Source organism: Vreelandella aquamarina, from assembly GCF_020075495.1.
In the GTDB taxonomy this organism is placed as follows: domain Bacteria; phylum Pseudomonadota; class Gammaproteobacteria; order Pseudomonadales; family Halomonadaceae; genus Vreelandella; species Vreelandella aquamarina_A.
In genome coordinates this window covers 72,697-98,892 of the sequence record NZ_JABYQT010000006.1, presented here as the reverse complement: position 1 = coordinate 98,892, position 26,196 = coordinate 72,697, and the positions used below count along the sequence as shown (strand labels likewise).

23 protein-coding genes are annotated in these 26,196 nt (G+C 63.4%); 13 read left to right on the top strand and 10 right to left on the bottom strand.

What is annotated here, in order from left to right; genetic code table 11:
- Positions 1–2: 2 nt before the first annotated feature.
- Together HW452_RS11185 and HW452_RS11180 are read right to left on the bottom strand one after the other, a co-directional pair.
- The gene (locus HW452_RS11185) at positions 3–620 is read right to left on the bottom strand and encodes a LysE family translocator (RefSeq protein WP_224106186.1); all 618 of its coding nucleotides are present in this window, start codon (positions 618–620) and stop codon (positions 3–5) included.
- Positions 621–671: 51 nt separating this feature from the next.
- Positions 672–1,502 carry a helix-turn-helix transcriptional regulator gene (locus HW452_RS11180; RefSeq protein WP_224106185.1) on the bottom strand — a complete coding sequence of 277 codons (831 nt, stop codon included), beginning with the start codon at positions 1,500–1,502 and terminating at the stop codon, positions 672–674.
- 196 nt (positions 1,503–1,698) lie between these two features.
- Here HW452_RS11180 and HW452_RS11175 point away from each other — a divergent pair, with 196 nt between their 5' ends.
- The 7 genes from HW452_RS11175 to HW452_RS11145 all read left to right on the top strand — a co-directional run bounded on the left by HW452_RS11175 (position 1,699) and on the right by HW452_RS11145 (position 6,445).
- Complete coding sequence (locus HW452_RS11175; protein ID WP_224106184.1) at positions 1,699–2,466, top strand: carbon-nitrogen hydrolase family protein; 768 nt, start codon at positions 1,699–1,701, stop codon at positions 2,464–2,466.
- The gene (locus tag HW452_RS11170; RefSeq protein WP_224106183.1) at positions 2,447–2,830 is read left to right on the top strand and encodes an NUDIX hydrolase; all 384 of its coding nucleotides are present in this window, start codon (positions 2,447–2,449) and stop codon (positions 2,828–2,830) included. The genes HW452_RS11175 and HW452_RS11170 overlap by 20 nt, the downstream gene beginning before the upstream one ends.
- A gap of 119 nt (positions 2,831–2,949) precedes the next feature.
- Complete coding sequence (locus HW452_RS11165) at positions 2,950–3,264, top strand: hypothetical protein (RefSeq protein WP_224106182.1); 315 nt, start codon at positions 2,950–2,952, stop codon at positions 3,262–3,264.
- Between the two features lie 37 nt (positions 3,265–3,301).
- Entirely contained in the window at positions 3,302–3,733 is a 432-nt protein-coding gene (locus HW452_RS11160) for a GNAT family N-acetyltransferase (RefSeq protein WP_224106181.1), read from the top strand.
- A 128-nt stretch (positions 3,734–3,861) separates the two neighbouring features.
- Positions 3,862–4,431, top strand: a complete 570-nt coding sequence (locus HW452_RS11155) for a pyridoxamine 5'-phosphate oxidase family protein (protein WP_224106180.1) — start codon at positions 3,862–3,864, stop codon at positions 4,429–4,431.
- Positions 4,432–4,526: 95 nt separating this feature from the next.
- On the top strand, positions 4,527–5,876 hold the full coding sequence (locus HW452_RS11150) for a carboxylesterase family protein (protein WP_224106179.1): 1,350 nt from the start codon (positions 4,527–4,529) through the stop codon (positions 5,874–5,876).
- Positions 5,877–5,923: 47 nt separating this feature from the next.
- Positions 5,924–6,445 carry a hypothetical protein gene (locus HW452_RS11145; protein ID WP_224106178.1) on the top strand — a complete coding sequence of 174 codons (522 nt, stop codon included), beginning with the start codon at positions 5,924–5,926 and terminating at the stop codon, positions 6,443–6,445.
- 81 nt (positions 6,446–6,526) lie between these two features.
- Here HW452_RS11145 and HW452_RS11140 read toward each other — a convergent pair whose 3' ends face one another.
- The 5 genes from HW452_RS11140 to recB form a co-directional block, all read right to left on the bottom strand.
- Positions 6,527–6,778 carry a hypothetical protein gene (locus HW452_RS11140; RefSeq protein ID WP_224106177.1) on the bottom strand — a complete coding sequence of 84 codons (252 nt, stop codon included), beginning with the start codon at positions 6,776–6,778 and terminating at the stop codon, positions 6,527–6,529.
- A gap of 104 nt (positions 6,779–6,882) precedes the next feature.
- Positions 6,883–7,074, bottom strand: a complete 192-nt coding sequence (locus tag HW452_RS11135; RefSeq protein WP_224106176.1) for a hypothetical protein — start codon at positions 7,072–7,074, stop codon at positions 6,883–6,885.
- Positions 7,075–7,140: 66 nt separating this feature from the next.
- On the bottom strand, positions 7,141–7,896 hold the full coding sequence (locus HW452_RS11130; protein ID WP_224106175.1) for a phosphatase PAP2 family protein: 756 nt from the start codon (positions 7,894–7,896) through the stop codon (positions 7,141–7,143).
- 105 nt (positions 7,897–8,001) lie between these two features.
- Positions 8,002–10,233: an exodeoxyribonuclease V subunit alpha gene (recD, locus tag HW452_RS11125; RefSeq protein WP_224106174.1), complete on the bottom strand. Its 2,232-nt coding sequence runs from the start codon at positions 10,231–10,233 to the stop codon at positions 8,002–8,004.
- Complete coding sequence (recB, locus tag HW452_RS11120) at positions 10,230–13,979, bottom strand: exodeoxyribonuclease V subunit beta (protein WP_224106173.1); 3,750 nt, start codon at positions 13,977–13,979, stop codon at positions 10,230–10,232. The genes recD and recB overlap by 4 nt, the downstream gene beginning before the upstream one ends.
- Before the next feature lie 241 nt (positions 13,980–14,220).
- Here recB and pncB point away from each other — a divergent pair, with 241 nt between their 5' ends.
- Positions 14,221–15,402: a nicotinate phosphoribosyltransferase gene (gene pncB / locus HW452_RS11115; RefSeq protein ID WP_224106172.1), complete on the top strand. Its 1,182-nt coding sequence runs from the start codon at positions 14,221–14,223 to the stop codon at positions 15,400–15,402.
- A gap of 15 nt (positions 15,403–15,417) precedes the next feature.
- On the opposite strand, the gene recC is transcribed toward pncB, so the two are convergent.
- Positions 15,418–19,023 carry an exodeoxyribonuclease V subunit gamma gene (gene recC / locus HW452_RS11110; protein ID WP_224106171.1) on the bottom strand — a complete coding sequence of 1,202 codons (3,606 nt, stop codon included), beginning with the start codon at positions 19,021–19,023 and terminating at the stop codon, positions 15,418–15,420.
- 208 nt (positions 19,024–19,231) lie between these two features.
- Entirely contained in the window at positions 19,232–19,585 is a 354-nt protein-coding gene (locus tag HW452_RS11105; RefSeq protein ID WP_224106170.1) for a DUF5362 family protein, read from the bottom strand.
- A gap of 200 nt (positions 19,586–19,785) precedes the next feature.
- Here HW452_RS11105 and ilvD point away from each other — a divergent pair, with 200 nt between their 5' ends.
- From ilvD to HW452_RS11090, 3 genes are all read left to right on the top strand, one after another.
- The gene (ilvD, locus tag HW452_RS11100; protein ID WP_224106169.1) at positions 19,786–21,471 is read left to right on the top strand and encodes a dihydroxy-acid dehydratase; all 1,686 of its coding nucleotides are present in this window, start codon (positions 19,786–19,788) and stop codon (positions 21,469–21,471) included.
- 1,017 nt (positions 21,472–22,488) lie between these two features.
- Positions 22,489–23,685: a chromate efflux transporter gene (gene chrA, locus HW452_RS11095; RefSeq protein ID WP_224106168.1), complete on the top strand. Its 1,197-nt coding sequence runs from the start codon at positions 22,489–22,491 to the stop codon at positions 23,683–23,685.
- 105 nt (positions 23,686–23,790) lie between these two features.
- Complete coding sequence (locus HW452_RS11090) at positions 23,791–23,970, top strand: hypothetical protein (protein WP_224106167.1); 180 nt, start codon at positions 23,791–23,793, stop codon at positions 23,968–23,970.
- 79 nt (positions 23,971–24,049) lie between these two features.
- Here HW452_RS11090 and HW452_RS11085 read toward each other — a convergent pair whose 3' ends face one another.
- The gene (locus HW452_RS11085; protein WP_106375577.1) at positions 24,050–24,322 is read right to left on the bottom strand and encodes an XRE family transcriptional regulator; all 273 of its coding nucleotides are present in this window, start codon (positions 24,320–24,322) and stop codon (positions 24,050–24,052) included.
- A gap of 209 nt (positions 24,323–24,531) precedes the next feature.
- Between HW452_RS11085 and purE the strand changes: the two genes are divergently transcribed.
- Both purE and HW452_RS11075 read left to right on the top strand, forming a co-directional pair.
- A complete protein-coding gene (purE, locus tag HW452_RS11080) occupies positions 24,532–25,047 on the top strand; it encodes a 5-(carboxyamino)imidazole ribonucleotide mutase (RefSeq protein ID WP_224106166.1) in 516 nt (171 codons plus the stop codon).
- An 11-nt stretch (positions 25,048–25,058) separates the two neighbouring features.
- Positions 25,059–26,180, top strand: coding sequence for a 5-(carboxyamino)imidazole ribonucleotide synthase (locus tag HW452_RS11075; RefSeq protein WP_224106165.1), 1,122 nt, complete (start codon positions 25,059–25,061; stop codon positions 26,178–26,180).
- The last annotated feature ends 16 nt before the right edge of the window (positions 26,181–26,196 follow it).

The following is a 26,196-nucleotide window of genomic DNA, read 5'->3' as shown; positions in this document are numbered from 1 at the left end:
AACTATATGCCCACCGCCCTGGCAAGCGGCAGCCACACGTGCTCGAAGCCGATCATCACCGCCACCGCTGCCAGAAGTCCTGCCATCACGATATTGAAGCGCTTCACCCAGCGCGGGTTCGTGATGCGCTGACCGAGCAGGGCGCCCAGCGCCATGTAACTGCCGGGCGCGCCGACGGCAAGCAGGCCAAGACCGACGGCCCAGGCGACCAGACTCACCCCCTGAATGCCCGCCGCCGGAAATTGCAGCGTGACGATGGGCAGCACGGCCACTGGCGCCTTGGGGTTCAGCAGTTGCATGATCAGCCCGTCACGAAAGCCGAACACCCGCGTGGGCGCCTCAGCGGTCTCGAGCTTTGCGCTGGCGCGGGCGATCTTCCAGGCGAGATAGAGAATATAGCCGCAGCCCAGCGCGCTGAGCACCATCAGCGCCTGACCGCCAACCCAGGCCGCCCCGGCGAACCCCAGCACCAGCAGGTAGAACAGCATCGCGCTGCCCACGCCAAGGCAAAAACCAATGGAGCGTTTGGCCTGGCCATTGATGCCCATGTTCAGGCCGAGTAGATTCACGGGCCCGGGCGTATACATGACACCCAGCCCATACAGGATGATTCCCAGCATGGTGAAACCTCGGGGAGTGGTCGATTCAGCAGATGGCGCCGTGCGCGAGCATCAGCGGGCGATATCGCGCCGGTACTGGCTTGGCGTCACAGCGTAGATACGCTTGAAGCGGCGGTTGAAGTGGCTCGCATCGGCAAAGCCGAAGCGTAGCGCCACCTCGTTAGTGGTAGCCCCCGCGGCCAGCGCCGCGCGCGCTGCATTGATACGGCAATTGATCACGTACTGGTGGGGCGTGATGCCGTAATGCTGGCGAAACAGGCGCAGGAAATGGTACTTGGAAAGATGCGCCGCCTGGCTGATCTCATCCAGTGACATATCCCGCTCCAGGTGAGCGTGAATGTAGGCTTTCGCCCGGCCGAGCAGCGCCTCCGGCCGTGTTGTGCGTTGTACGTCTTCAAACGCGCCATCCAGTTGCACGGTTCGCTCCACCACCTTGTAAAGCGCGTTCTCCTGATCGATACAACTACCCACGTCATGGGTGACTATCCATGCCAGCTCCAGAATGGCCCCGCGCAATCTGGCATCCTGAATCAGCGTCTTCGATGAGCGAAAGCCTGCGCCGATTTCTCGGCCCAGCACATCGGCAAACAGTGAATTGACCTGTTCTGGAGCGACATACAGCATCAGATAATCCAGCGTGTGCTCGCCGCCGGGCTGACCGTCGTGCACGTCCTCGGGATTGAACAGGATCACGTTGCCCGGCAGGCTCCTGTGAAACTGTCCGCCGCTGAAGAAATCCTGCCGTCCGGCCAGTGTCACGCCAAAGGCGTACTCCTCATGCGCGTGGCGGTCGTAGCGAAAGTCTTCCATTGCCGCGTGTAGCACCGTGAGACTTTTCACGTGCTGGCTCTTGATGAATTGAAATCGGCTGGCGTTAGGCATCCCGCGCGCTCCTGGTTCGTCACGCCGCTAGCTTAAATCAGCACGGCTATCCTGCGCTTGTACATAATTGCGCAATTGTTGAGCTTGCCGGCATAACCGACGCACGAGACCTGTTTGCCGTTGGAGCAAAAAGCTGATGTCAGTTAGGCTCGTGTGCTGGCAGTCAGGCCTTTCTTTAGATGACAGCGAGGATTGAATGAACAGTAGCAGTATCACGATTGGCTTGGCGCAACTCCCCGTGGCAAAAGGCGCCGTCAGCGAAAATCTGGCCACCCACCTTGCTTATATCGAGCGTGTGGCCAAAGACGGCGCCGATGTAGTCGTCTTTCCCGAGCTTTCGCTAACCGGATACGAGCTTGCGCTACTGGAAGAACTCGCGATGCCCAAGACGTCAGACGTGTTCAACACCCTGTCTAGCGCCGCCGTCCAACACAACATCGTGGTGATTGCTGGCTGCCCGTTGCACAACGAAGATAGCAAACCGCACATCGGTGCTGTTATCTGCTTCCCCAGTGGCGAGCGCGAGTTTTACGCCAAGCAGTACCTGCACGAAGGCGAGGACGTCTACTGCTCATCGGGTACTCAACACTATCTATTTACCGTCAACGACATGCGCATTGCGCTGGCGGTGTGTGCCGACTTCGCCAACCCCGCCCATATCGAGACCGCGGTTGCCCAGCAGGCACAGGTGTATATCGCCAGTGCCCTGATATCCGAGGCGGGTTACGAAGCGGATGCCAAGCTGTTGGCTAGCATGGCACAGCGTCATCAAGTGCCGGTGCTGCTTTCCAACCACCTCTCCATCACCGGTGGCTGGCAAACCTGCGGCAACAGCGGAGGCTGGAATGCCGAGGGCGAACTGATCGTGGCGGCTGATGGCACCGAGCCAAGCCTGGTGCTGTGTCATATCCATCAGGGTCAACTGATCGAGGGGATGAAAAACCATGTTTCCAGTCTCCATTAAAGGCGTGCTGCTGTTGCCTTCAAGTGAGGTAGTGCTGGCGCTCAATGATCGCAACGAGTGGGAGTTGCCCGGCGGGCGTATCGAAATAGGCGAGGACGCCGCCGAGTGCATGGTCAGGGAGTTTCAGGAAGAGCTGGATATCGAGGTCGAAGCGCTTGGCATCATCGACAGCTACCTGTTCGAGGTGATTCCCGGCAAGCACGTGTTCATCGTGACTTATGGCTGTGGTCTGGTCGGGAGCTTTAATCCACAAGTCAGCCACGAACACACCCGAATCGAGACGTTCCCTGTCGATGCGTTACCCGCCAACCTGCCGCCGGGCTATGCTCGTTCCATTGATGCCTGGCGGCGTGCCAATCGCTGATCGCTCTTGAGGGCAAGAGCACCGGGTGCCCGGCCACGGGTTCTGCTTGTGCCCTGGATTCGCCATTGGCATTATCACGCTCTGGCCGTTGAATGAACGGCGATAATGTGAGGACGTTCATGGGTAAGCTATTGTCATTGATCGTGGTGCTGGCGTTGGGTTATGCAGGTATCTATGTCTACTACGGCCACGCCGTGAAGCAGGAAGTGCAGCAAGAGCTCGATAACCGCGGCCTTTCTGCGGTGAGTGTAGAAAGCGTCGACTACGGGCTGTGGGCGCCGGTGAGTACCTCGACGGAGGTGACGCTGAACGTGACCTACCGGGGCTCGCAGGCCGCACTCAACCTGGGAATCGAAGGGCATCCGGTCTTTTCTGATGAGGTAAGCGTGAGACTCGATGGTCTTCAGGCCTTGCGGCTGGGTATCAATTTCTAGGCGCGAACGCACTCAATCAACGAACGAGAACCCGTCAATGCACTACCGCCCCATGACCATCGATGACTACACCGCCGCCGCCACCCTTTGGCGCAACACCGAAGGCGTGCGGCTGCGCGATGCGGATTCCCGCGAAGGCATCGACCGTTACCTGAAGCGCAACCCCGGCCTGAGCTTTGTCGCCGAGCTGCAGGGCGAAGTGGTGGGCACTATCATGGCGGGGCATGACGGCCATCGCGGTTTTGTTCAGCATCTGGCAGTCGCGGCGGCGTGCCGTAAACAGGGTGTTGGCGCTGAGCTGGTCCGCCGCTGCATGAATGCGCTGAGAGAAGAGGGCATTCAGAAATCGCACCTGATGCTGCTGGTGGACAACGAGGCCGGCAAGCGCTTCTGGAAGCGCCTGGGCTGGGAGTTTCGCACCGATATCGAGCTTCATTCGTTCATTCTGGAAGGCGGCCCCAATGCCTAGACGAGACGGCCGCTTTGTAGTGAGATGAAGGGGTACGCCAGTAAGCCGCATCGAGCCGTTCCAGCACATGCTGTCAATAACCGCACACGCATGAGAAACCCGCTAAATTTTCACTGCAAAGGTACTCCATGGCGACAAGCGAGCACCCGTGGGCAGAAGCGCTGCCGCTGCTCTACAACCACCTCTGGGCGTGCCTGACCCAGGGCGTCAACGACCGCCACGCGCCGGCCCGTCAACCCACCCTGGCCACGGTCAGCGAAAACGGCATGCCCCAGGCCCGCACGGTGGTTCTGCGCGAAGCCGACCCGCAGGCCGCAACACTTGCCACCTACACGGATATTCACTCCCACAAGATTGCCGCCCTGCGCGCCCACCCCGTGGCCGCACTGCACGTGTGGGACGCCGAGCAAAAGCTGCAACTGCGCCTTGAAGCCGACGTCACCCTGCTGAGCGGCGAAGAGGCGAGCGCGCGCTGGCAGCAAATACCCGAACACGCCCGCGCCGCTTACAGCAGCGGCTCCGCCCCGGGCGAGCCGATTGCAGAGGCGCTGGCCTACACCAAGACCCCGGCCCAAAATGCCTTTGCGGTGCTGTGGTTCGAGGTTAAAGCGATAGAGGCGCTGCACCTGGGCCGGCAGCACCGGCGCGCAGTATTCAAGCGGGCAGATAATTGGGCAGGGCAGTGGCTGGTGCCGTGATGGGCGCGCAGACTCATACTGTTGGCAGGAGCGGCTACAGCTCGTGACGATATACGCTTCCCAGTAGCGAGAATTTTTAAACCTCAAGGACCCTCATGCCCCACGCCGAGCCAATTGAGCAGGATGCTCCACGCTTCACTACCCTCGCGGGTGAAATCATCGGCTGGCGGGATCGCGGCGTGATTCGCGCCACGGGTATTCGCTACGCCCGCGCCAAGCGCTTCTGCGCTCCAGAAGATGAGCCGCCCGCCACTGTGCCCATTCACGCCACCGAGTGGTCGCCAGCCTTGCCGCAAAACACCATTCCCGAGCTGGATGCGGCCTTGGGCGTTACCCCTAAGGAAGCGGCCTACTGCGAAGGTGAACTGCATCTCTCGGTTACCGTTCCGGATAGCCCCGCCACAAAGCCACGCCCGGTAATGGTGTGGATTCACGGCGGCTCCTACGTGTTTGGCGCGGCGGATCTTGCGGTGTTCGACGTGCGCCCGCTGGCGCTCGAACAGGATGTGATCGTGGTGGCCGTGAATTACCGGCTAGGTTTGCTCGGGTTTCTCGGCGGCTACGCCGACCGCCCGGCGAACCTGGGCCTGCTGGACCTTATCTCGGCGCTGCGCTGGATCAACACCAATATTGCCGCCATGGGCGGCGACCCTGGTAATGTCACGCTGTTCGGTCATTCCGCCGGGGGCGATGCGGCAGCGCACTTGATGATTGCCGAAGGCACGCAAGGGCTTTTCCAGCGCGTCATCATTCAAAGCGCACCGCTGGGCATCAGCCGGGGCCGGGCAAAGATGAACGCCAGAATGGGCCAAAAGGCCGCCGCCTTGAACGACGAGGCGCCGCTGGATGAAGTGCTGCGCGTGCAGGAACAGGTGGTCAACGCCGCTCAGGGCTTCGGGCTGAGATCTGCCATGCCGTTTGGCACACAGTACGGCCACTATCCATTGCCTGTGGAAGCCGAGGTAGATGCCGCTTGGCGCCGGGCGGCGCCGAATTTTGACGTATTCATCGGCTACACCGCGGAAGAAACCGCGCTGTTTCTGGTGATGTCGCCCAATTTGATGCGCCTGCGCGGTTGGCCCTTGATGGGCGAGGCGGCCACTCGGGCCATGGTGGCCGCTACCACGCACAAGGTCTACAAGCGCGATGCGCTCCGGTTCGCCCGGCGCCACACGCGTGCTGGCGGCAATGCCTACGTTTACCGGCTGGAGTGGGGCAAGCGCCGCTACCCGTTCGGCGCCGCCCATACAATCGAACTTCCGCTGCTGCTGGGCGAGCCCGGAAGCTGGCAGTATGCCGACCTGGTCAAGCACGTGGACGAAGCTACGCTGCTCGAACACGGCAAGCGCCTGCGCGGGCTGTGGGCAGAGTTTGCGCGCAGTGGGCAACTGCTGGCCACGGGGCAGGTTGAGCCGCAGATATTGAAATGGTGGAAAGCAAACTAGCATCATCACTATTCCGAATAGGACTTAGCCCTATGCATTAAGGTAAAATGATCAAGATACCGCTAATGCAGACAGGAAAGGGCATGCAAGACGATAACGATACTTCCCATATTTATAAGCTTTCTTGGTTGGCCTATTTCAAGCCTTTTGTAATAGGTATTCTGGTCGCGTTGGCGGGGCTTGTTGTTTCGGGGATGGTACAACAGCCTTGGCTGAGCTGGGTGGCGCTACTGGCAGGGATTGTGAGCTTTATCTATCAGATCATCTATGTGCGTACCACAACGCTCTATATCGATGACGCGGGTATCTGGCTTCATGAAGGTGTTTTCCCCTGGCAAAAGGGTGTGCGGGGCGTGAAATGGCGCGATCTGGATAGCGCCCTGTTCTTTACTGGCTTTATCAGCTGGGCGTTCAAGTCCTACACGATCAATATCGGCCACCGTTATACCAAGGGCAGTGAGATTCATGTTCGCCACGTGAAAAACGGCAAGCAGTTTGTCGAACTGGTGAATGCCGAACACTATCGCCAGGTAGGCGGTGAGTCGCCAAGTATCAATGTAATGGATTAGACAGCCTTTACATGAACGCGAAAAGGGCATGGTGCTTCAACGGCGCCATGCCCTTTTTGATATCAAACCGGCTGAAAAAGGCTATTCGTCGTGCTTGCCCACATCCATCTGCGAGCCGTCGTAATCCTGAGTGTCGTCCGGGTCGGAGCCGGGCTCGCTGGACGTCTCGGCCTCGAAGCGGCGCGCCGCTTCAATTGCCTCGGGCTCCTGGTCGTGGCGCGAGATTTCCCTGGGGGCGTCCAGGTCAGTCACATCCATGACACGCCATCCTGAAACGATGATGGCATCGCCCTGATCGTCGCTGATCGGTTCCACGCGTGCGGTACGGGTCATGTGCTCTCTCCTTGAGTACGGGGTGATCTTTCACTATGGCAGAACATGGCGACGCCTGCCGGGTCCGTGAAAAAGTTTAATGCCGAGCAAGGTTATGACCGGTATCAGTTCGTGAAGAAGGCCAGATGAACGAGATGATCCGAAGTGGCGTTAGTCACCGGGGCGATGATCACGCGTCCGCTGTCATCACGATAGCCAAAACCACCGTTGCCATACTGGGCGAAAGGCTCTAAAGGCGTGAATTCGGGGCCTCGGGTATCGGCAAGAATACACGCCCAGGTTTTACTCTGCTCCATCGGGTCGGCAACGTCGCCAACCGTGATAACGCACCGTTCGTACCCTACCTCGCCCTCAACATTGGTTTATCCGTCGCCCGCCTCACCCTCTTCCTCCTCAATCTGCCCCCGCTGTTCCATCCAGTGCATCACGACCCAGCACAAGGCGGCCCAGCTTGCGCCGGCGGTCCAGCCGGCCAGCACGTCGGTGGGCCAGTGGACGCCGAGATAAACGCGGCTCACGCCGACGAGCAGGGTCATCAGTATTGCCAGTGCCAGGAGGTATGCCTTCAACCACAGCGAGGGCTGTACGCGAATGAGCAGGGCGGCCAGGGTGAGGTAGGTCACGGCGGACATCATGGAGTGACCGCTGGGGAAGCTGGCGGTGTAGACCATCGCTTCGTGCGAGACGAGATCCGGGCGAGCGCGGTCGAAGCCCATCTTCATCAGGGTGCTGAGCAGTATGCCGCCGGGCACCGCCACCAGGGCAAAGAGTGCGGCGCGGTAGTGTCTGGCGAGTAACATGTAGCCAAGCGCGCCCACCGTGATGAGCACCAGCACGCCCACGCCGCCCAAAGCGGTAAAGTCCCGGCCCATTTCCTCGAGCCAGCCCGGGCCAATCGGGTCGTTAAGATCCGCCGGGTTGCGAAGGGCGAGCAGCAAGCGCTCGTCCAGGCTCTGGGTGCCGCCCTCGATCACTTCACTGGCCAGCTCGACGAAGGCCCAGATTCCGCCGGAAAGTACCGCCAGGCCCAGCAGAATAGCGACTTCGTAGCGGCCAAACCTGGCCAGTTTGGAAAGGCCCTTGCGCCCGATGTGGCCGGCCTTTTCGTGGTGCTTCATGTGCAACTCCTTTGCATTGATACGCCGAGTGGGGGCGTTCCATGATAGTTAAACGCGGCTCTCGAAACGTCAGCATTCCATGTTTTAGCAAGGGGCGGGTAGCGATCAAGCCCGCATCACTTCCCTTACCACCGCCTCATTCAAGATACCGCGTTTGGCTTCCGCCACGGTCAGCCACTCCCGAGCGCGGGTGATGCCGGTATACACCAACTCCCGCGTCAGAATCGGGTTGATGGTAGCGGGCAGCAGCAGCGCCGTGTGCAGAAACTCCGAGCCCTGGGATTTGTGCACCGTCATCGCGAACACGGTTTCTACCGCGTGCAGGCGCGAGGGCAATACCCAGCGGATGGGTTTTTCCGGGTCGCTGTTGGGAAAGGCGACTCTCAACAAGGTTCTTCCCGGTGCGCGCGGGTCGGGCACCGCGAGTGTAATGCCGATATCGCCGTTCATCAGCCCCAGGCTGTAGTCGTTTTGCGTGACCAGCACCGGGCGGCCCTCAAACCAGCCTTTTTCAAGCTCCATATCGCTGGCGCTTAAAAGCCTTTCGCGGCGCAGCACCCGGGCGATGCGCAGGTTCAGGCCTTCCACGCCCCAGGGGCCTTTACGCAGCGCGCACAGCAGTTGGAAGTGGCCGTAGGCGTTCAGCACCTGCTGAGCCCAGGCGTTGTAGGGCTCGCGGTTGTCCTCGAACGCCACCCCTGAATCCGGGCGCTGGTTTCTGAGGGCGGTGAGGTAGTGGCGGTAGCCGGTAGGCGGGGCGAGTTCTATGCCGCTGCGCTTATCCACACGGCCTTTACCAGCGTTGGGAAAGCGCTCGGGGGAGCCGGTGATGACCAGGCGCTCCAGGGCGGTGTCGTCTTCGCTGCTCAAGATCAGGTGGTGCAGGTCGGCATAGCCGTGGCGCAGCGCGCCCTGCACGGCGCTCTGCTTGTCACGCTCGTTTAGGTCACGGCTCAGCGGCTGGTTGATCGCCTGGGCCAGCTGGCCGATGCCGCTCTGGGCGTCGAAGCGGTGGCTGACCCGCAGCATGGTAATCGCCTGGTCCAGCGCCTGGCCTGCGTGGTTCGTCAGGCCGTCCGGCAGGGGCTGGCCGGTGAGCTCGCTCAGCCACTGGGCGGTTTCCGGCGTGTAGTGGGCAGCCTCGGCTCGGCGGCACAGGTCGCCCAGCACAGCACCCGCTTCTACCGAGGCCAGCTGGTCCTTGTCGCCCAGCAGCACCAGCTTGGCGTGGGCGGGCAGGGCGCTGAGCACGGCAGTCATCAGTTCGATATCCACCATGGAGGCTTCGTCGATCACCAGCACGTCCAGCGCCAAGGGGTTATTGGGGTGGTGGCGGAAGTGGCGGGTATCCGGCCGGGCGCCCAGCAGGCGGTGAAGAGTGGTGACCTCGGTGGGAATCGTGATGGTGCTGGCATCGCCCGCCTGGCTGCGCGCGTCGAGCAGCGCTTCCAGCTCGCCCATGGGCAGCTTGCCCACCTGCCCGGCGATGGATTCATTCAACCGCGCGGCGGCCTTGCCGGTGGGTGCGGCCAGGCGGATGCGCAGCGCGTGCCCGGCGTTGGCCAGTTGCAGGGTCTGAAGAAGTGCAAGCAGGCGCACCACGGTGGTGGTCTTGCCGGTGCCAGGGCCGCCGGTGATGATCGCGAAGTGGCTGCGGGCGGCCAGGGCGCAGGCGATTTTCTGCCAGTCCAGGGTGCTGGTTGCCGGAAACAGTGTATCCAGGCTGCGTTTGAGCAGGGCTTTCTGGGGTGGCACCTGGCCTGGGGCACCCCGCGCTGCCGCGGTCAGGCGAGTGGCGATCTCCTGATGCAGGGTCTGTTCGAACTGCCAGTAGCGGCGCAGGTAAAGCCGCGTGGTGTGCGGGCTGCTGACGCACACCAGCGGGGTGTTGCCGTGGCCGCCGCACACCAGCGTAGGGTGGTCGAGCGCGGCCTGCCACTGCATGATCGTCAGCGTTTCGAGCACCTGGCTTGGCAGCGGCGGCGGGTCGCTCAGGTCGTCGCCTTCCGGCGGCAGCGAAAGGGCGAAGTCCGGCGAGTCGAGGGTGGCGCGCAAATCCAGGCACACGTGGCCACGGCCAAGCTGGTGGCTGGCAAGGGCCACGGCGAGCAGCAGCAGCGGTGGGGTGTTGCTGGCCTCACGGGCGAAGAAGCTGGCCAGCGCCCGGTCCAGGTCGCGCAGCCAGCCCCTCGCTACCCAGCGCTCGAATAGCGCCATCAGCGCTTCTTGGCTGGCAAGCGCCGGGTGCGGTTGAGGCGCGGGGGCGGGAGCCGGGGGGCTGGCGGGTGTTTCCAGCGTGTCATCGCCAAACAGGTCCAGGGTGTAGCCATCGTTCATGCGGTTGCCTCCTGGCGGGCGGTGCCGGCAAAAAGGGCGTCCAGCGCTTCGATCAGTGCCACCGGGGCGGGCTCTGCATGCACGCCGCGCTGGGCGGTGCGGCTGCCGCGCAGAAACACCGTGAGCGAGCCGCCCAGGTGGCGGTACGGGTCGTAGTCCGGCAGGCGGGCCTTGAGCAGGCGGTGAAGCGCCAGCAGATAGAGCGCAGCCTGCAGGTCGTAGCGTTTTTCCAGCAGTGCGGTGCTGAGCGCATCCAAGGTGTAGGCGCTATCGTCGCCGCCCAGGTAGTTGGATTTCCAGTCCAGCACGTAGAAGCGCCCTTCGAATTCGAAGGCCAGATCGATAAAGCCCTTGAGCATGCCGTTCAGCGTGTCGGCATCCAGCGCGGGCCGGGGGGTGCCGGGGAGTAAGTGCTTGCTCACCAAGGCGTCCAGCGCCTGGGTATCGACCTGATGGGCGGCAAACCAGAACTCCAGCTCCACCTGGTAGCCGCTCAACTGATTCAATGCCACGCGTTGCTGGCCGGGCAGCGGCAGCGGGGCGTGTAGAAGCCCTGAAAGCCAGCTCTCCAGTGTTTCATACCACGCCTGCCAGCCGCGCAGCTGCAGGCGGCGGCGCAAGGCGTCTTCGCGGGCCGGGGCGTCTTCCAGGGCTTGCTTGAACCCGAGCTTTCCCGCCCACTCTAAAAGCCCATGCAGAAAGGTGCCGGGGCCGGGGCCACGCGGAAAGCGGTGCAGGTGAGCGGCTTCCTCTACAGGGGCGCTTTGTGCCTGAGCGGTGTCAAGACCGGCCTGCGGGGCAAACGGCGCATCGAACAGCAGGTCCTGGGGTTCGTCCAGCACTTCGAAGGTGGTGGCTTCCTGGGGCGTGGTGGGCTCTGGCGTGGGGGGGGAAGGCGCCATTAATGTGCCGGACACCTCGCCGGAGGTGCGTAGCGCCGAGTAGCTGGCAATCCACCACTGCTCGCGGGCCGGGCGGCTGGGCGTGCGCGCCTGGCCCAGCGTTGTGTGTTGCGCCTCTGGCGTGAAGCGTTGGGCGGTGGCCTGAGGCACGGGCACCAGGGCAATCTCGCTGTCATCCACCAGCGCTTCCAGCGCCTTGCCCAGCTCGGCGGGGGCAATGGCCTTGCCGCCATTCAACAGGTAGCCCAGTGCACTGCCTTCGCCGTCCTTCAGCGGGGCCAGGCCAAGCCAGGTGGCGTGGCGGGCACGGGTAAGCGCCACGTACAGCTTGCGCAAGTCTTCGCCCAGGCGTTCGCGGTCGGCGGTGGCCAGGGTGTGCTCGTCGGCGCCGAGGCTCAACTGCAGGTTGCCTTCGCCGTCGTGCCAGCGCAGCGGCACGTCGCTCTCTTTCGTGGGGCGGTGATTGGCGATGAAGGGCAGAAATACCAGCGGGTACTCAAGCCCCTTGGATTTGTGGATGGTGACCACCTTGACCAGGTCGGCGTCGCTTTCCAGGCGCAGCTTGTGGCTGTCGCCGTGGCTTTCAGGCTCCGCAATGGCTTCCGTCAGAAAACGGATCAGGGCGTGTTCGCCGTCAAGCTCCTGGCTCGCCTGCTGAAGCAGCTCGCCCAGGTGCAGCAGGTCGGTAAGCAAGCGCTCACCCTCGGCAAACTCGCCCAGCAACCGCTCGGCAATGGCAAAATCGACCATCAGCCGGCGCACCAGCGGCAGCACCCCCTGGCGCTGCCACAGGCGGTGGTAGCGGCTGAACTGCTCGACCCGCGCTTCCCAGGCAAGCTCGCTCTGGTTCAGGTGGTCAAGCTCTGCAAGCGTCAGGCCGAGAAGCGGCGTGGCAAGGGCGGCGCGCAGCTTGGCTTCCGCCTGGCGTGAGCTTGCCTGGGGCTCGGCGCAGGCGCGCAGGCAGGTTTCCAGCTGCTGGGCAACAGGCGAGCTGAATACCTTGTCGTTATCCGAGAGGTACACGCTTTTCACGCCGCGGCTCTCCAGCGCCAGGCGAATGGCGCGGGCTTCCTGCAGGCCGTTGACCAGCACCGCCATGTCCGAGGGCTTGAGCGGGGTGAGGTCGCCATCGAGGGCAAAGCCGGCTTCCTGCTGGCGCCCGGCGTTAAGCAGCTCGGCCATGTGTGAGGCGCAGCGTTCGGCCATTTCCAGCTGATAGGTGGTCTTGGAAAGCGGCTCGTCGCTTGCGAGTTCCCACAGCGTCATGGCGGGCAGCGGTGCGCCGTTCCACACCAGCTGTTCGCGGCGGCCCTTGGCCTTGACGGGCAGAAAGGGCAGCGGGTTGTGGCCGGCGGCATCGCGAAACAGAAAGGCGCCGGCGTCGTGCTGGTCGGCGTAGTGAAAGCAGTGGTTGACCGCTTCTACCATGGCCTTGCTCGAACGGAAGTTAGTGCCCAGGGTAACGTGGCGGCCTTCGGTGTCCTGGCGGGCCTTCAGGTAGGTGAAGATATCCGCGCCGCGGAAGGCGTAGATGGCCTGCTTGGGGTCGCCAATCAGCAGGATGGCGCTGTCGCGGCGCGGCTTTGCAGCGTCATACACGGCGTTGAAGATTCGGTACTGGATCGGGTCGGTGTCCTGGAACTCGTCGATCAGCGCGACCGGAAACTGGCGCAGGATCTGCGCGGCCAACGCTTCCCGGTTCGGGCCTTGCAGGGCGCGGTCCAAGTGGGTCAACAAATCGTTCGGGCCCATTTCGGCGCGGCGCTCCTGCTCGCGCTCCAGCCGGGCGCGGCACCACTGCACGGCGTGAATCAGAAGATCGTTGCGCGGCTCGGGCAGGGCGTTGAGCTCGCCGGGAAGCGCGGCCAGCGCCTCCCAGGCCGCCGGGCAGGGCGGTGCGCCCTCTTTCCAGATTTCTACCATGCCCTCCGGGGTCATGCGCTTCCAGGCGGCGTCGGTAAGGGCCGGGCGATCACTGCTGCCTTCACTCCACTCTTTGAGCGCTCCCAGCCAGTTGGCGCGGCTCTTGGCATTGAAGCTCTGGCCCTTGAAGGCCTTGCGCTTTGCGGCGTCTTCAAGGGCTGGTACCAGCTCATCCAGCCAGCTGGCCCAGGGGGCCTTGAGTGCTTCAAGCTTGGCGGCGCGGGCGGCCTGGCAGGTCGCAAGCGTTTGCGCAGGCTCAGGGCGCGGCTCGCCCAGGGCGTCGCACTCGGGCAACAGGCGCTGAAGGCTTGCGTGCAGGGCATCCGGAGAGGGCCAGTAGCCCACAATGCTCTCCAGCGCGTCGCTTTCCAGGGCGTAGTAGAAGGTGCGCCAGTAGTCGCGCACCACGTCCTGCTCAAGCTCGCGCTGATCGTTCTCCAGGTTCAGCGAGAAGAGGCTGCCGCTATCGAACGCGTGCTCGCGCAGCATGCGGTAACACCAGCTGTGAATGGTGGACACCGCCGCCTCGTCCATCCACTCGGCGGCAAGCGCCAGGCGCCGTGCGCAGGCGGGCCAGGCCGAGGGTGAATACTCACTGCGCAGCTCGAGAAGCAAAGGGTCGCTCGGGGAGTCGGCAAGGGCCTGGTCTTCACGAAAGACCTCTGCGGCTTCCACTAGGCGGTTGCGAATCCGCTCGCGAAGCTCCTGGGTAGCCGCGTTGGTGAAGGTGACCACCAGAATCTCCGGCGGGGTCAGCGGGCGGATGAACGCGGCGTCGTCTTCCGGGTGGCGTGCGCCCAGCACCAGGCGCACGTATAACAGCGCGATGGTGAAGGTCTTGCCGGTACCGGCGCTGGCTTCGATCAGGCGGCTGCCGTGAAGAGGCAGGCTCAAGGGGTTGAGCGGGGCAGGCTGGCTCATCGCTGATCTCCACGGCAGGCGCAAAACAGAGCGCCCCTGGCGAGGAAGGGGCGGTAGCGGGCACTATATCGCGATGGCCAGTAGGGAGCAAAAGCGGCGCAAAAAAGGGCCCATGGCGCGGCTTGAGCGGCGGGCGGGCTGGGAGATAGTGCCGCCAGCTGCTAATCTTGTCGGCTCGCCATGATAGAGGCGACCCGTTTACACTACCGCGGCTTTACGTTCACGCTGACGATGAGACTCCATGCTGACCTCGCTTCTGGATAACGACTTCTACAAGATCACGATGCAGAATGCCGTGATCAAACGCTTTCCGTACGCGCATGTACGTTACGCTTTCATCAATCGCGGCGAGCATGAGTTCCCGGAAGGCTTTGGCGCGGCGTTGCGTCGTGAAGTCGACAACATGCAGACGCTGCGCCTGAGCGCAGACGAGAAGCGCTATCTCGAGATCACCTGTCCGTATCTTGACCCCACTTATCTCGATTTTCTGGCGGGCTTTCGCTACGACTCGAGCGAAGTGGTGATCGAGCAGGAGGGGACGGATCTCTCGGTGATGATCGAAGGCCCGTGGTATCGCACCATCTTGTGGGAAGTACCGCTGATGTCGTTGATCAGCGAGCTCTGGTATCGCCTGCGCGGCATTACGGTATCACAGGATAGCCATGCGCTGATCGAGCAGCGTACCCAGGAAAAGATCGAGCACTACCGCCAGATGGGCCTGAAGATTGCCGAGTTCGGCACCCGGCGGCGCTTCTCGTTCGACGTGCACGACCGCGTGGTGGGCGCGCTTCGCCACCACGGCGGCGAGTCGTTCACCGGTACCAGCAACGTGCTGCTGGCCATGCGCCACGGCGTCAAGCCGATCGGCACCCACGCCCACGAGTGGTTCATGTTCCACGGCGCGCGCTTCGGCTTCAAGATGGCCAACAGCCTGGCGCTGGAGAACTGGGTGGACGTATACCGGGGGGATCTGGGCATTGCGCTGACCGATACCTTCACTTCGAAAGCCTTCTTCGACAGCTTCGACAAGAAGTTCGCCAAGCTGTTTGACGGCGTGCGCCACGACAGCGGCGACCCCATCGACTTCGCGGCGCAAACCATCAGCCACTACCAGCGCCTGGGTGTGAACCCGCTGAGCAAGACGATCATCTTCTCGGATGCGCTGACCCCGGAGAAGGTCGAGCGTATCCAGACGTTCTGCCAGGACCAGATCGGCATGGCCTTTGGCATCGGCACCAACTTCACCAACGATGTGGGGGTGGACCCGATGAACATGGTGATCAAGATGGTCGATGCCCGCCCCGAAGGGCAGGGCTGGCTGCCGGTGATCAAGCTTTCCGACGTGCCGGAAAAGAACACCGGCGACCCGGAAATGATCTCGCTGGCCAAGCGGGTGCTGGCGCTCAACGGCCACCACCGTTGAGCCGTTGCCGCGCCGCTACTCCTTGATGGCGCGGTAGAGCGGGGCGTAGAGCGTTTCAACCAGCGTGGCAAAGCCGTGGCCCTGGGCGCAGGCGTTGTAAAGCGCCTTGAAACTCGGCCACTGGCGCGCCAGATAGGCGCTTTGCTGCACTTCGCCGGTGCGATAGCGGTCGCCTTCGTAGGCGCTGGCCGCCGCGCGGTAGGCATCGCTCTCCTCGATATCCTGTTCAGCACCGTCTTCGATACTCTCCGCACTGCCTTCCTTGCCCAGCCAGGCGAATGCTGCCTGGGGGGCGAGCGGCAGCGGGCTTTCCATGCCCGCCTGCCAGCACGCCAGCAGGTCGTTCAGATGCGTGCGTGCCGTGTCGGCGTCCAGCGGGGCCAGGTGCACGTGGCCCGCCTTGGAAAGCAGCTGGGTGGTCATGGGCGTCTGCGTATTGGCGGCCAGGTGTACTACCCAGGGGCGCAACAGGTGTTGCCAGCGGTACTGGCCGCGCCCGCGCCCCTGGCTGATCAGGCTGCTGCTGAGCAGCAGCAGCCTGCAGCGGTTGCCCTCTTCATCCGTGCGAATCTCGTTGACCCAATCCGCCACCTCCAGGCCGTGGGCGCTGAACGCCACTGCCAGCGGGGTATCGGCGCGGTGGGGCCACTCGTTGAGCGCCTTCTGGTACTCGAAGAACAGCGCTTCCATGGGTTCGGCCAGCGCCTCGCGCATGCGCTCGCCAAAGGCGCCTACCGCCAGCACCCCCTGGCCCTTGATGCGCTCGAGGGCGGCGTACATGGCGTCTTCCCGTGGCTCACCGTTATCCACTGCCTGGCGCTGGGCGGCAATCAGTTGGTCCTGCAACTGCCAGTGCTGCAAGCCGTCGAGGATGAACGGCTCGACATCCAGCTGGGCAAGCGCTTCCTGCTCAAAGTAGACCCCCAGGCGGTTATTGAAGAACGCCTTGACCGGCTCGCGCAGAAAACCGCCCAGTTGGGCGAGCGTGAGTGGAATGTCCTGCTCGAAGGTGGGCAGGGCGCTGGTCTGGGTATCCTGCGGGGCAGGCGGGGTGTGCAGCGCGTGCCACTCGTGCGCGTAGGTGAACAGCCGCGCCTCGGCGGGGGAGCGGGCCTGCCCTTCGAAGTAGCGCGGGCTGAACGGTTGCAGCGGGTGCTCGGTGGTCAGCGCCTCCAGAAGCGGTGTCTCGCCCTGGCTCTGCCAACCGGCGGCCAGGTGATCGCGCAGCTGGCCCACCAGCACCGAGGGCGGCATGGGGTTGTTGTCGATCTGGCTGCGGCCCACCCAGCTGATATAGAGCTGGTGGCGGGCGGAGAGCAGTGCTTCCAGGAACAGGTAGCGGTCGTCCTCGCGGCGCGAGCGGTCGCCGGGGCGGTAGTCGCCGCCCATCAGATCGAAATCCAGCGGCGGCTGGGAGCGCGGGTACTCGCCGTCGTTCATGCCTAAAAGGCACACTCGCTTGAACGGAATCGCACGCATGGGCATGAGGGTGGCGAAGTTGACCGCACCGGCCAGAAAACGCTGGGAAAGGCTGTGCTCGTCGATCTGTGAAAGCCAGTGCTCGCGTACCATGGAAAGCGGCAGTGGCTCATCGAGCCCGGCTTCTTCGGTGCTTTCCAGTACCTGCTGAAGCGCGCTTTCGAGCTTGGTGAGCATGACGCTCTCCTGGGCGTCGTCGGTCAAGAAGAAGGTTTCCAGAAGCGTGCGAAGCCTTGCCACCCACTCGGCGGCAGTGGCGGGCTGGCAGAACGTTTCCCAAGTCGCTTCCAGGCGTTCAAGCAGCGTGGCCAGCGGCCCGGCAAGCGAGGCTTCGAGCCCACCGATATCATCGAAGGGCTCGATGCCCTGCCACGCCCCGGCCACCCCCACGGTGTAACCCAGAAGCAGTCGGCGCAGGCCAAAGGCCCAGGTGTTCTGGCTCAGGCCCTTGGGGAGATCCAGCCGGGTGCGCTGTTCGGCGTTGAGCCCCCAGCGGATACCCGCCCCCTCGATCCAGCGGTTGAGCGTGGGCAAGTCGCTCTCTTCGATGCCGAAGCGCTCGCGCAGGGCGGGCACGTCGAGAAGGTCCAGCAGGTCACTCACCGAAAGGCGCAGCTCCGGCAGGCGCAGCAGCTTCTCGAGCGCGATCATCAGCGGCAGGCGGTGGCGGCTGGCTTGATCCGAGAGCGTATAGGGGATGTAGCGCGGGTCATCACGCCCGGTGCTGGCACGGTGAGCGTTCAAGCGGTACTGGCCGAACACCGCTTCGATATGCGGCGCGTAGCGGTCGATATCCGGCACCATGACGATGATGTCCCGCGGGCGCAGTTCCGGGTCAGCGCTGAACGCGGCCAGCAGCTGGTCGTGCAGAATCTCCACTTCGCGCTGGGGGCCGTGGGCGATGTGAAAGACGATGGAGTCGTCCTGCTCTACGTCTACCGCCGGCCAGGTGGATTGCGTTTCCGCCACCGGGCGCAGCTCGCGAATGTCGTCCTGGAGCTGGCTGAGCAGGCAACTGTGATCAACCGTGGTGAACGGCTCGAACATGTCGATGCGCAGCGCCTGCTGTTCGAACAGGGTCTGGTAGTTGCCGGCGTCGTCGTGCTCGTCGAGCAGGCGCAGGTAGTCGCGGCCCTGCTTGCCCCAGGCGGCCAGCAGCGGCTGGGCGTGCAGGTGCAGGGCGCTGTCCACGTCGCCGTCGCCAAGTACGTCCAGGGCGTCTGGCATGCCGGCCTTGCGCCGCTGGCGGTAGCGGTGGGCGCGCAGCAGGTCCTTGTGTTCGATGATATCTGCCCAGTAGTACTGGCAGGGGTTGTGCACGCACAGCACGATCTGGCAGCAGCGCGAAAGTGCGGCCAGCGCTTCCAGCGTCTGCTGGGGAAGCGACGAGATACCGAAGATGATCAACCGCCGGGGCAGGCCATGGGGGCAGCCGCCGTCTTCGAGCTGCCCGGCCACCGCCAGAAAGCGGCTGTGCACCTGGGCGCGGCTGCTGTTCAGGCCCGCCTCGCCCTGGGTGGCGGCGACATCATCGCGCAGAGCGCGCCACAGGGCGGGTTGCCAGCGCTGGTGTTCCTCGAGCGGGCGGGTTTCGCCGCGGGCGCTGATCAACACGTCGCGGCCCATCGCCCAGGCGTCCAGCCAGTCGGCGCGGTATACCTGGTACTGGTCGAACAGGTCCGCCAGGCGCTCGGCCAGCTGGTAATGCTTGCGCTGGTCGCGGTCGGTTTCCAGAAAGCGGGCAAGCGGCGCGAACACGGGCTGCGTGGCCAGGTCCGGCAGCAGGCGCAGCAAACGCCATACCAGGCGCGATTTATCGAACGGCGAGGTTTCCGGCACCGCGCCGCTGTCGCCGGTAAGCTCGGTCAGCACCGTGCGGTAGGCCTGCCAGAGAAAGCGCGCGGGCAGGGTGACGTCGAGCGCAGCGGCAATGCCGGCCCCGCCCTGTGCCGGGTCTTCCGCCAGGGCCAGCTTCAGCCACTGGCCGATGCCGTTGCTCTGCACCAGGATGGTCTCGTTCTCGAGCGGGCCCAGCGGGTGCAGGCGCATCCACTCCACCGCAAGCCCCCGCAGGTCTTCCAGGCGGTTGGCGTGCACCACCATGAATCCGGGAGTAAGGGGCGGTGTGGTCGAGAGCGGCATGGCAGGGTTCCTTCATCGCTGAAAGCAGCGCAGGGGGCGAGACGGGCAGGATATGGTGCCATAGGTCGCGCCTTCATGCCGAGCGTTCATGATGAAGGCAAAAGCACATGCGCTCAGTAGAACGGTGCCACGAGCTACCTGCCACTAAAAACGGCTATCGCAGAGCGATAGCCGTTGATGGGCAAGCATGACCGGCCAACTAACGTATTTAGTAGGACGACATGAGCGTGCCGAAACTGGCGGCGCCGAACAGAAGCATGCCCACAAAGAAAAGGATATAGAGCAGTGTCATGACTCCAAAGATGGTGAAGTATGTCTTGATCTTGCTCAGCGCGAATTTCATTTCTCGCTCATCGCCGCTCTGGAAGACTTTGTCGGCTGCCTTGGCCGCCTGCATCAATACCACGCCCGCCCAGATGGGCACCCAGGCCACGATGATGCCGACGATGCTCAGCGCCGAGAGGATCCCACCGATAATCAGCATCACGCCAATGAGCTGCATCCAAAATTTGGCGCGGTAGATCGGCTCGATCAGATCACGCAACAGTTCCTGCTTTTCCATTCCTGGCTCCATGCGAGTATTTGAACAAGCCGCGAAGTCTAAGTATGTTTTTGCTTTTTGTCTCTAGAAAAAACCCTTTTTTAGTGTAATGACCGCCTGAATAGCCTGAACGAACAATATCTTGGGTTGGACGTGTTGCGAGCCAGAGATTAACCCCCCAAGCTAGGGGATACTTTGCACAGCGTTGAGAGAGATTTCCGATGACCGAGCCTGCTGATACTACCCGCCGCCACTCCGCCCAAGTGGTCGATGGTGCCGGCAAGGCCGCCAGCCGCGCCATGCTGCGCGCCGTGGGCTTTACCGATGCCGATTTCAACAAACCCCAGGTAGGCGTTGCCTCGACCTGGAGCATGGTGACACCGTGCAACAGCCATATCGGCGAGCTTGCCGAGCTGGCCCGGGACGGCGCGGACGCCGCCGGTGGCAAAGGCGTGATCTTCAACACCATCACCATCAGTGACGGCATCGCCAACGGCACCGAAGGCATGAAGTATTCACTGGTCTCGCGCGAGGTGATTGCGGACTCCATCGAAACCGTGGCGGGCTGCGAAGGCTTCGATGGCCTGGTCGCCATCGGCGGCTGCGACAAGAACATGCCGGGCTGCGTGATGGGGCTGGCGCGTTTGAACCGCCCCAGTGTGTTCGTGTATGGCGGCACCATCATGCCGGGCAAGGGCCACACCGATATCGTCTCGGTATTCGAGGCCATGGGCGCGCATTCGCGCGGCGACATGGACCTGATCGAACTCAAGCAGATCGAGGAAACCGCGATTCCCGGCCCCGGCTCTTGCGGCGGCATGTACACCGCCAACACCATGGCTTCGGCCATCGAGGCACTCGGCATGAGCCTGCCGGGCAGCTCCGCGCAGAACGCCATCTCCCAGGAAAAGCGTGATGACTGCAGGGCGGCGGGCGAGGCGGTGCTCGAACTGCTGGCCGCGGATATCAAGCCCTCGGATATCATGACCCGCCAGGCGTTCGAGAACGCGATCACCGTCATCATCGCCCTTGGCGGCTCGACCAATGCGGTGCTGCACCTGATCGGCATGGCGCGCACCATCGGTGTCGAGCTTTCGCTTTCCGACTTCACCGAGATCGGCAGGCGCGTGCCGGTGGTGGCGGACCTGCGCCCGAGTGGCCATTACATGATGAGCGAGCTGGTGGCCATCGGCGGTATCCAGCCGCTGATGAAGACCCTGCTCGAGGCGGGCCTGCTGCATGGCGATTGCCTGACGGTCACGGGCAAGACCCTGGCGGAGAACCTGGCCGGTGTCGAAGGGTATCCGGATGATCAGAACATCATCGCGCCGCTGGACCGGCCCATCAAGGCGCAGAGCCACCTGCGCATTCTGTACGGTAACCTGGCCCCTGAGGGCGCGGTCGCCAAGATCACCGGCAAGGAAGGAACGCGCTTTTCCGGCACCGCCCGGGTGTTCGGCTCTGAAGAAGAGGCCCAGGCACGTATCAACGACGGCACCGTGGTGGCCGGCGATGTCATCGTCATCCGCTACGAAGGCCCCAAGGGTGGTCCCGGCATGCGGGAGATGTTGACGCCGACCTCGGCCATCATGGGGCGTGGCCTCGGCAACGACGTGGCATTGATCACTGACGGCCGCTTCTCCGGCGGCAGCCACGGCTTTGTGGTCGGCCACGTATCGCCGGAAGCGTTCGACGGTGGTCCGCTGGCGCTGGTGGAAAACGGCGACCGCATCACCATTGACGCCGAAGCCGACACCATCGAACTGCACGTGCCCGACGACGAGCTGATGCGTCGCCAGGCCGCCTGGCAACGCCCGGCCCCGCGCTACACCCGCGGCGTGCTGGCCAAGTACGCAAGATTGGTAAGCTCGGCCAGTACCGGCGCGGTGACCGACCAAAGCGAATAAGAGGCCACGCCCCGACGCTGGCCCATACCGTAGCGCGTGGTAAACCGCCAGGCGCACCCGCGGGAGCAGCGCGGCAAGCGCTGCCGGGGTTGGGGTAGGGCGCAAAAGCCGGTTTGGGTGCCGCCATCAAGGCGCCTTGACAGGCGCCATCCGCGGGTGCCTTATTTGCTCGTGCCTCGCAAGATTCGTTACCACGCGCTACGGGATGTGGCATAGGCATGATGTGGTGCAAACCGTAGCGCGTGGTAAGCCGACAGGCGCACCCGCGGGAGCAGCGCGGCAAGCGCTGCCGGGGTTGGCGGTGGGGCGCAAAAGCCGGGTTGGGTGCCGCCATCAAGGCGCCTTGGCAGGCGCCATCCGCGGGTGCCTCATTTGCTCGTGCCTCGCAAGATTCGTTACCACGCGCTACGGGATGTGGCATAGGCATGATGTGGTGCAAACCGTAGCGCGTGGTAAGCCGCCAGGCGCACCCGCGGAAGCAGCGCGGCGAGCGCTGCCGGGGTTGGGGTCGGGCGCAAAAGCCGGGTTGGGTGCCGCCCTCAAGGCGCCTTGGCTGGCGCCATTCGCGGGTGCCTTATTTGCTCGTGCCTCGCAAAACGTTACCGCGCGCTACTGTTGTTGCTGACGTTTAACGTGGTGCAAACCGTAGCGCGTGGTAAGCCGCCAGGCGCACCCGCGGGAGCAGCGCGGCGAGCGCTGCCGGGGTTGGCGGTGGGGCGCAAAACCCGGTTTGGGTGCTGCCATCAAGGCGCCTTGGCAGGCGCCATCCGCGGGTGCCTTATTTGCTCGTGCCTCGCAAAACGTTACCGCGCGCTACGGTTGTTGCTGACGTTTAACGTGGTGCAAACTGTAGCGCGTGGTAAGCCGACAGGCGCACCCGCGGGAGCAGCGCGGCGAGCGCTGCCGGGAGTGGGCGATGTAGGGGATTTCTCAGGGTTAGCGCCATACCGATCTACTGTCATCACCGCGTCAAACGTGACGGCTAGGCTTGGCTTTTTCTCTCAAGGAGCCGGTGTCATGTCCCAACAAACGGCCGCCCGCGCCTCTGTCGGTGAAGTCTTTCGGGCATTCCTGTTGCTGGGGCTGACGTCCTTTGGCGGGCCGGTGGCGCATCTGGGCTACTTTCGCACCGAGTTCGTGGAGCGTCGCCGCTGGCTTTCCGAGGCGGCCTATGCGGATCTGGTGGCGCTGTGCCAATTTCTGCCGGGGCCAGCCAGCAGCCAGGTGGGTTTTGCCATCGGGCTGTTGCGCGCGGGGCCGTGGGGGGCGGCCGCTGCGTGGTTTGCCTTTACCTTGCCTTCCGCCCTCGGGCTGGGGCTGTTTGCCCTGGGTGCATCGCTACTGGATGGGCCTCTTGCCACTGGCATCATTCACGGTTTGAAAGTGGCGGCGGTGGCTATCGTGGCCCATGCGGTGTGGGGCATGGCAAATAGCCTGTGCCCGGATAAACCCCGCGCCGCTGTTGCGCTGCTGGCGGTATTGACGGTGGTGGGGACAGGCGGGCCGCTGGGGCAGGTGAGTGCCATCGCGCTTGGTGGCCTGGCGGGGTTGGTGATGTGCCGCGAAGCCGCGCCAGCCCCTGACGAGGCAACGCTTCACGTGCGGGTGTCGCCTGCGGCAGGTGCCACGGCGCTGGGCCTGTTTGGCGGGCTGTTGACTCTGCTGCCCCTGCTGGCGGGAAGCACTGCCTGGCTGGATATCATCGATGCGTTCTACCGCTCCGGTGCGCTGGTATTCGGTGGCGGCCATGTAGTGTTGCCGCTGCTTGAAGCCGAGGTGGTGCAATCGGGGTGGGTCGCGCCGGATGCGTTTCTGACCGGTTACGGGGCGGCGCAGGCGGTGCCGGGGCCGCTGTTCACCTTTGCTGCGTACCTCGGTGCGCTGGTGCCGGGTATCCACCCGCTGGCGGGCGCCTCGGTGGCACTTCTGGCCATCTTTGTTCCAGGATTTCTGCTGCTGGTCGGCGTACTGCCCTTCTGGAACCGTTTTCGTCAGTGGGGCAGTGCCCAGGCTCTGATGCGCGGCGCCAATGCGGCAGTGGTGGGCATTCTGGGGGCAGCGCTCTATCAGCCGGTATGGACGAGCGCGGTGATCGGGCCTTTCGAATTCGCCCTGGCACTGACGGGCTTTCTGCTGCTGAGCGTATGGAAGCTTCCTGCCTGGGCGGTGGTCGTGGTGGCTGCACTGGGCGGTGTCGTTATAGCGATGCCATGATACGGACTTGCCATTAATCAAAAACGGCGTTGCATCTTTTCCCTTGGCGCTCTTGTCTTCTACGCTGGTAGTACGTTCATCGTCGTAACGCCCAAGGAGAGTAGAATGTCTACCCGACAAGCCCGTATCGACCCTGTGTTTGATGTGTCCGACTTGAAAGAAACCATTACCGGCTGGCAGGTCGTGGATGTGTCGCAGCCGGAAAACGAAGTGGTGGTTTCCGAGCATACCTCCGAGAAAGAGGCGATTCAGGCCGCTGAGGAGTTCGAGCAGCGCGAAGTCTAGCCCGCTGCTGGTCAATCGACACCATAAAAAACGCCTCGCATGTGCGAGGCGTTTGTCTGTTTGGTCAAGGAGGCTGCTGCTATGGCGCCTCCAGTTCTAACGTGCGACGCAGAACATTGAGTTCATCAATGTCCAGGTGCTCAAGCCTGCCGGCGAGCAGGTCGCTGATCTTCTGTACTGGAAGACCTGCCTGGCGGGCGATTTCCCGGCTGCCCAGGTCGGATACTGCAATCAAACGCGTAATGATGCGCATCAGGCGCGTGCGTTTCTCTAGATCCCTGACATCGAGGTCAGGGCTGCTTCGCGGAGGATCCAGCGTTTCTGCGTGAGCAGTTGCGTATGCCGTACTCATGTGACTCCATCAGTCTGAAATGACACCTACACAATGCCGCCAACGCAGGTGCTTTTCAATATTTAATTTGATGAAAATTTCGCGACATTTGGGGCCGCCGCTTGCCGCCGGGCTCTGGTAAACTATGCGCCTTCCTTTTAGCGTGCGCTGCGTGTTCCGTGCGCGGCACCTTTATCGTCTTGCAAGGCCCCTGGCCGAGGAGAAATGGCATGTCGTCGAATAGCGCGCCCAAGGTGGGCGTCATCATGGGCTCCAAATCCGATTGGCCGGTCATGGAACATGCGGTCGCCATGCTGGAGCGTTTAGGCGTTGGCTATGAAACGCGCGTGGTGTCTGCCCACCGGACGCCGGATCTGCTGTTCGACTATGCCAAGAGTGCGGCCGAGCGTGGCCTTCAGGTGATCGTGGCTGGTGCCGGCGGTGCGGCTCACCTGCCGGGCATGGTGGCGTCGCAGACGCCTTTGCCGGTGCTGGGCGTGCCGGTGGAGTCCAAGGCGCTGAAGGGCCTGGACTCACTGCTTTCCATCGCCCAGATGCCGGGCGGCATTGCGGTGGGCACGCTGGCGATCGGCAAGGCGGGGGCCACCAATGCGGGGCTTCTGGCCGCTCAGATCGTGGGCCTGCAGGACAGCGCCGTGCGCGACGCGGTCGAAGCCTTCCGTACCGAGCAGACCCAGCTGGTGCTGGATAATCCGGATCCGCGCCCTGCGCCGGATGCAGAGTAAGGAGATACCCGATGAACATTGGCGTTCTAGGCGCGGGCCAGCTGGGCCGCATGCTGGCCCTGGCGGGCTACCCGCTGGGCAATCGTTTCACCTTTCTGGACACCACCGGCAATCCGAGTGCGGGCGTCGGCGAGGTCATCGTCGACCCGGACAATCAGCACCTGGCCGCGTTTCTGACCAAGGTGGACGTGATCACTTATGAATTCGAGCACCTGCCGGTAGCGCTGGTCCAGGAGATCGAGAAGCACAAGCCGGTATACCCCGGCAGCCGCGCGATCCAGGTATGCCAGAACCGGGTGGAAGAGAAAGCCTTGTTTGACCGCCTGGGTATCCCCACGCCTGCCTATCGCGTGGTAGAGAGCGCTGATGAGCTCGAAGCTGCCGCCCGCGACCTTGGCTGCCCGGTCGTGGCGAAGTCCGTCACCGAGGGCTATGACGGCAAGGGGCAGGCGGTACTGAAAGCACCGGAAGAGGCCGCTGACGCGTGGCAGAGCATTGGCCATACGCAGTTGATCGTCGAGGCGTTTGTCGATTTCGTACGTGAAGTATCGATGATTGCCGTGCGCGGCCGTGACGGTGAAGTGGTGTTCTACCCCATGGCGGAAAACCAGCACGTGGGCGGCATTCTGCGCTACTCGGTGGCGCCCTTGCCGGACCTGGATGCCCAGGTGCAGCAGACCGCGGATACCTACATTCGTGCCCTGCTCGATGAACTCGACTATGTCGGCGTGCTGGCGCTCGAGCTGTTTCAGACCCGCGACGGCAGCCTCCTGGCCAATGAGATGGCCCCCCGCGTGCACAACTCTGGCCACTGGACGATGGATGGCGCGGTCACCAGCCAGTTCGAGAACCATCTGCGTGCCGTGCAGGGCTTGCCGCTGGGCAGTACCCAGGCGATTGCCCCTACCTGCATGGTCAACGTGATTGGTCAGGAGGGCGATAACGCCGCCATGCTGGGGCTTGCCCATACCCACCTGCACCGCTACGACAAGGCCGAGCGGCCCGGGCGCAAGCTTGCCCACGTCAACGTGGTAGCCGCTACCCACATAGAGCTTCTGGAGAAGGTTCGCGCCTGCCAGGCGCTACTACCCGATGCGCCAGCGGTGCAGTGGAGTTTCGAGCCCTTGCTGTAACGCCAAAGCCGCCCAT

Coding starts and splice junctions, on each gene's coding strand:
- ilvD (WP_224106169.1), top strand. CDS start 19,786: ATGACCGAGCCTGCTGATACTACCCGCCGCCACTCCGCCCAAGTGGTC.
- HW452_RS11145 (WP_224106178.1), top strand. CDS start 5,924: ATGATCAAGATACCGCTAATGCAGACAGGAAAGGGCATGCAAGACGAT.
- HW452_RS11135 (WP_224106176.1), bottom strand. CDS start 7,074: ATGGAGCAGAGTAAAACCTGGGCGTGTATTCTTGCCGATACCCGAGGC.
- HW452_RS11175 (WP_224106184.1), top strand. CDS start 1,699: ATGAACAGTAGCAGTATCACGATTGGCTTGGCGCAACTCCCCGTGGCA.
- HW452_RS11180 (WP_224106185.1), bottom strand. CDS start 1,502: ATGCCTAACGCCAGCCGATTTCAATTCATCAAGAGCCAGCACGTGAAA.
- HW452_RS11185 (WP_224106186.1), bottom strand. CDS start 620: ATGCTGGGAATCATCCTGTATGGGCTGGGTGTCATGTATACGCCCGGG.
- HW452_RS11155 (WP_224106180.1), top strand. CDS start 3,862: ATGGCGACAAGCGAGCACCCGTGGGCAGAAGCGCTGCCGCTGCTCTAC.
- purE (WP_224106166.1), top strand. CDS start 24,532: ATGTCGTCGAATAGCGCGCCCAAGGTGGGCGTCATCATGGGCTCCAAA.
- HW452_RS11165 (WP_224106182.1), top strand. CDS start 2,950: ATGGGTAAGCTATTGTCATTGATCGTGGTGCTGGCGTTGGGTTATGCA.
- recB (WP_224106173.1), bottom strand. CDS start 13,979: ATGAGCCAGCCTGCCCCGCTCAACCCCTTGAGCCTGCCTCTTCACGGC.
- HW452_RS11130 (WP_224106175.1), bottom strand. CDS start 7,896: ATGAAGCACCACGAAAAGGCCGGCCACATCGGGCGCAAGGGCCTTTCC.
- HW452_RS11085 (WP_106375577.1), bottom strand. CDS start 24,322: ATGAGTACGGCATACGCAACTGCTCACGCAGAAACGCTGGATCCTCCG.
- HW452_RS11160 (WP_224106181.1), top strand. CDS start 3,302: ATGCACTACCGCCCCATGACCATCGATGACTACACCGCCGCCGCCACC.
- pncB (WP_224106172.1), top strand. CDS start 14,221: ATGCTGACCTCGCTTCTGGATAACGACTTCTACAAGATCACGATGCAG.
- recD (WP_224106174.1), bottom strand. CDS start 10,233: ATGAACGATGGCTACACCCTGGACCTGTTTGGCGATGACACGCTGGAA.
- HW452_RS11150 (WP_224106179.1), top strand. CDS start 4,527: ATGCCCCACGCCGAGCCAATTGAGCAGGATGCTCCACGCTTCACTACC.
- HW452_RS11140 (WP_224106177.1), bottom strand. CDS start 6,778: ATGACCCGTACCGCACGCGTGGAACCGATCAGCGACGATCAGGGCGAT.
- HW452_RS11075 (WP_224106165.1), top strand. CDS start 25,059: ATGAACATTGGCGTTCTAGGCGCGGGCCAGCTGGGCCGCATGCTGGCC.
- recC (WP_224106171.1), bottom strand. CDS start 19,023: ATGCCGCTCTCGACCACACCGCCCCTTACTCCCGGATTCATGGTGGTG.
- HW452_RS11090 (WP_224106167.1), top strand. CDS start 23,791: ATGTCTACCCGACAAGCCCGTATCGACCCTGTGTTTGATGTGTCCGAC.
- HW452_RS11170 (WP_224106183.1), top strand. CDS start 2,447: ATGTTTCCAGTCTCCATTAAAGGCGTGCTGCTGTTGCCTTCAAGTGAG.
- HW452_RS11105 (WP_224106170.1), bottom strand. CDS start 19,585: ATGGAAAAGCAGGAACTGTTGCGTGATCTGATCGAGCCGATCTACCGC.
- chrA (WP_224106168.1), top strand. CDS start 22,489: ATGTCCCAACAAACGGCCGCCCGCGCCTCTGTCGGTGAAGTCTTTCGG.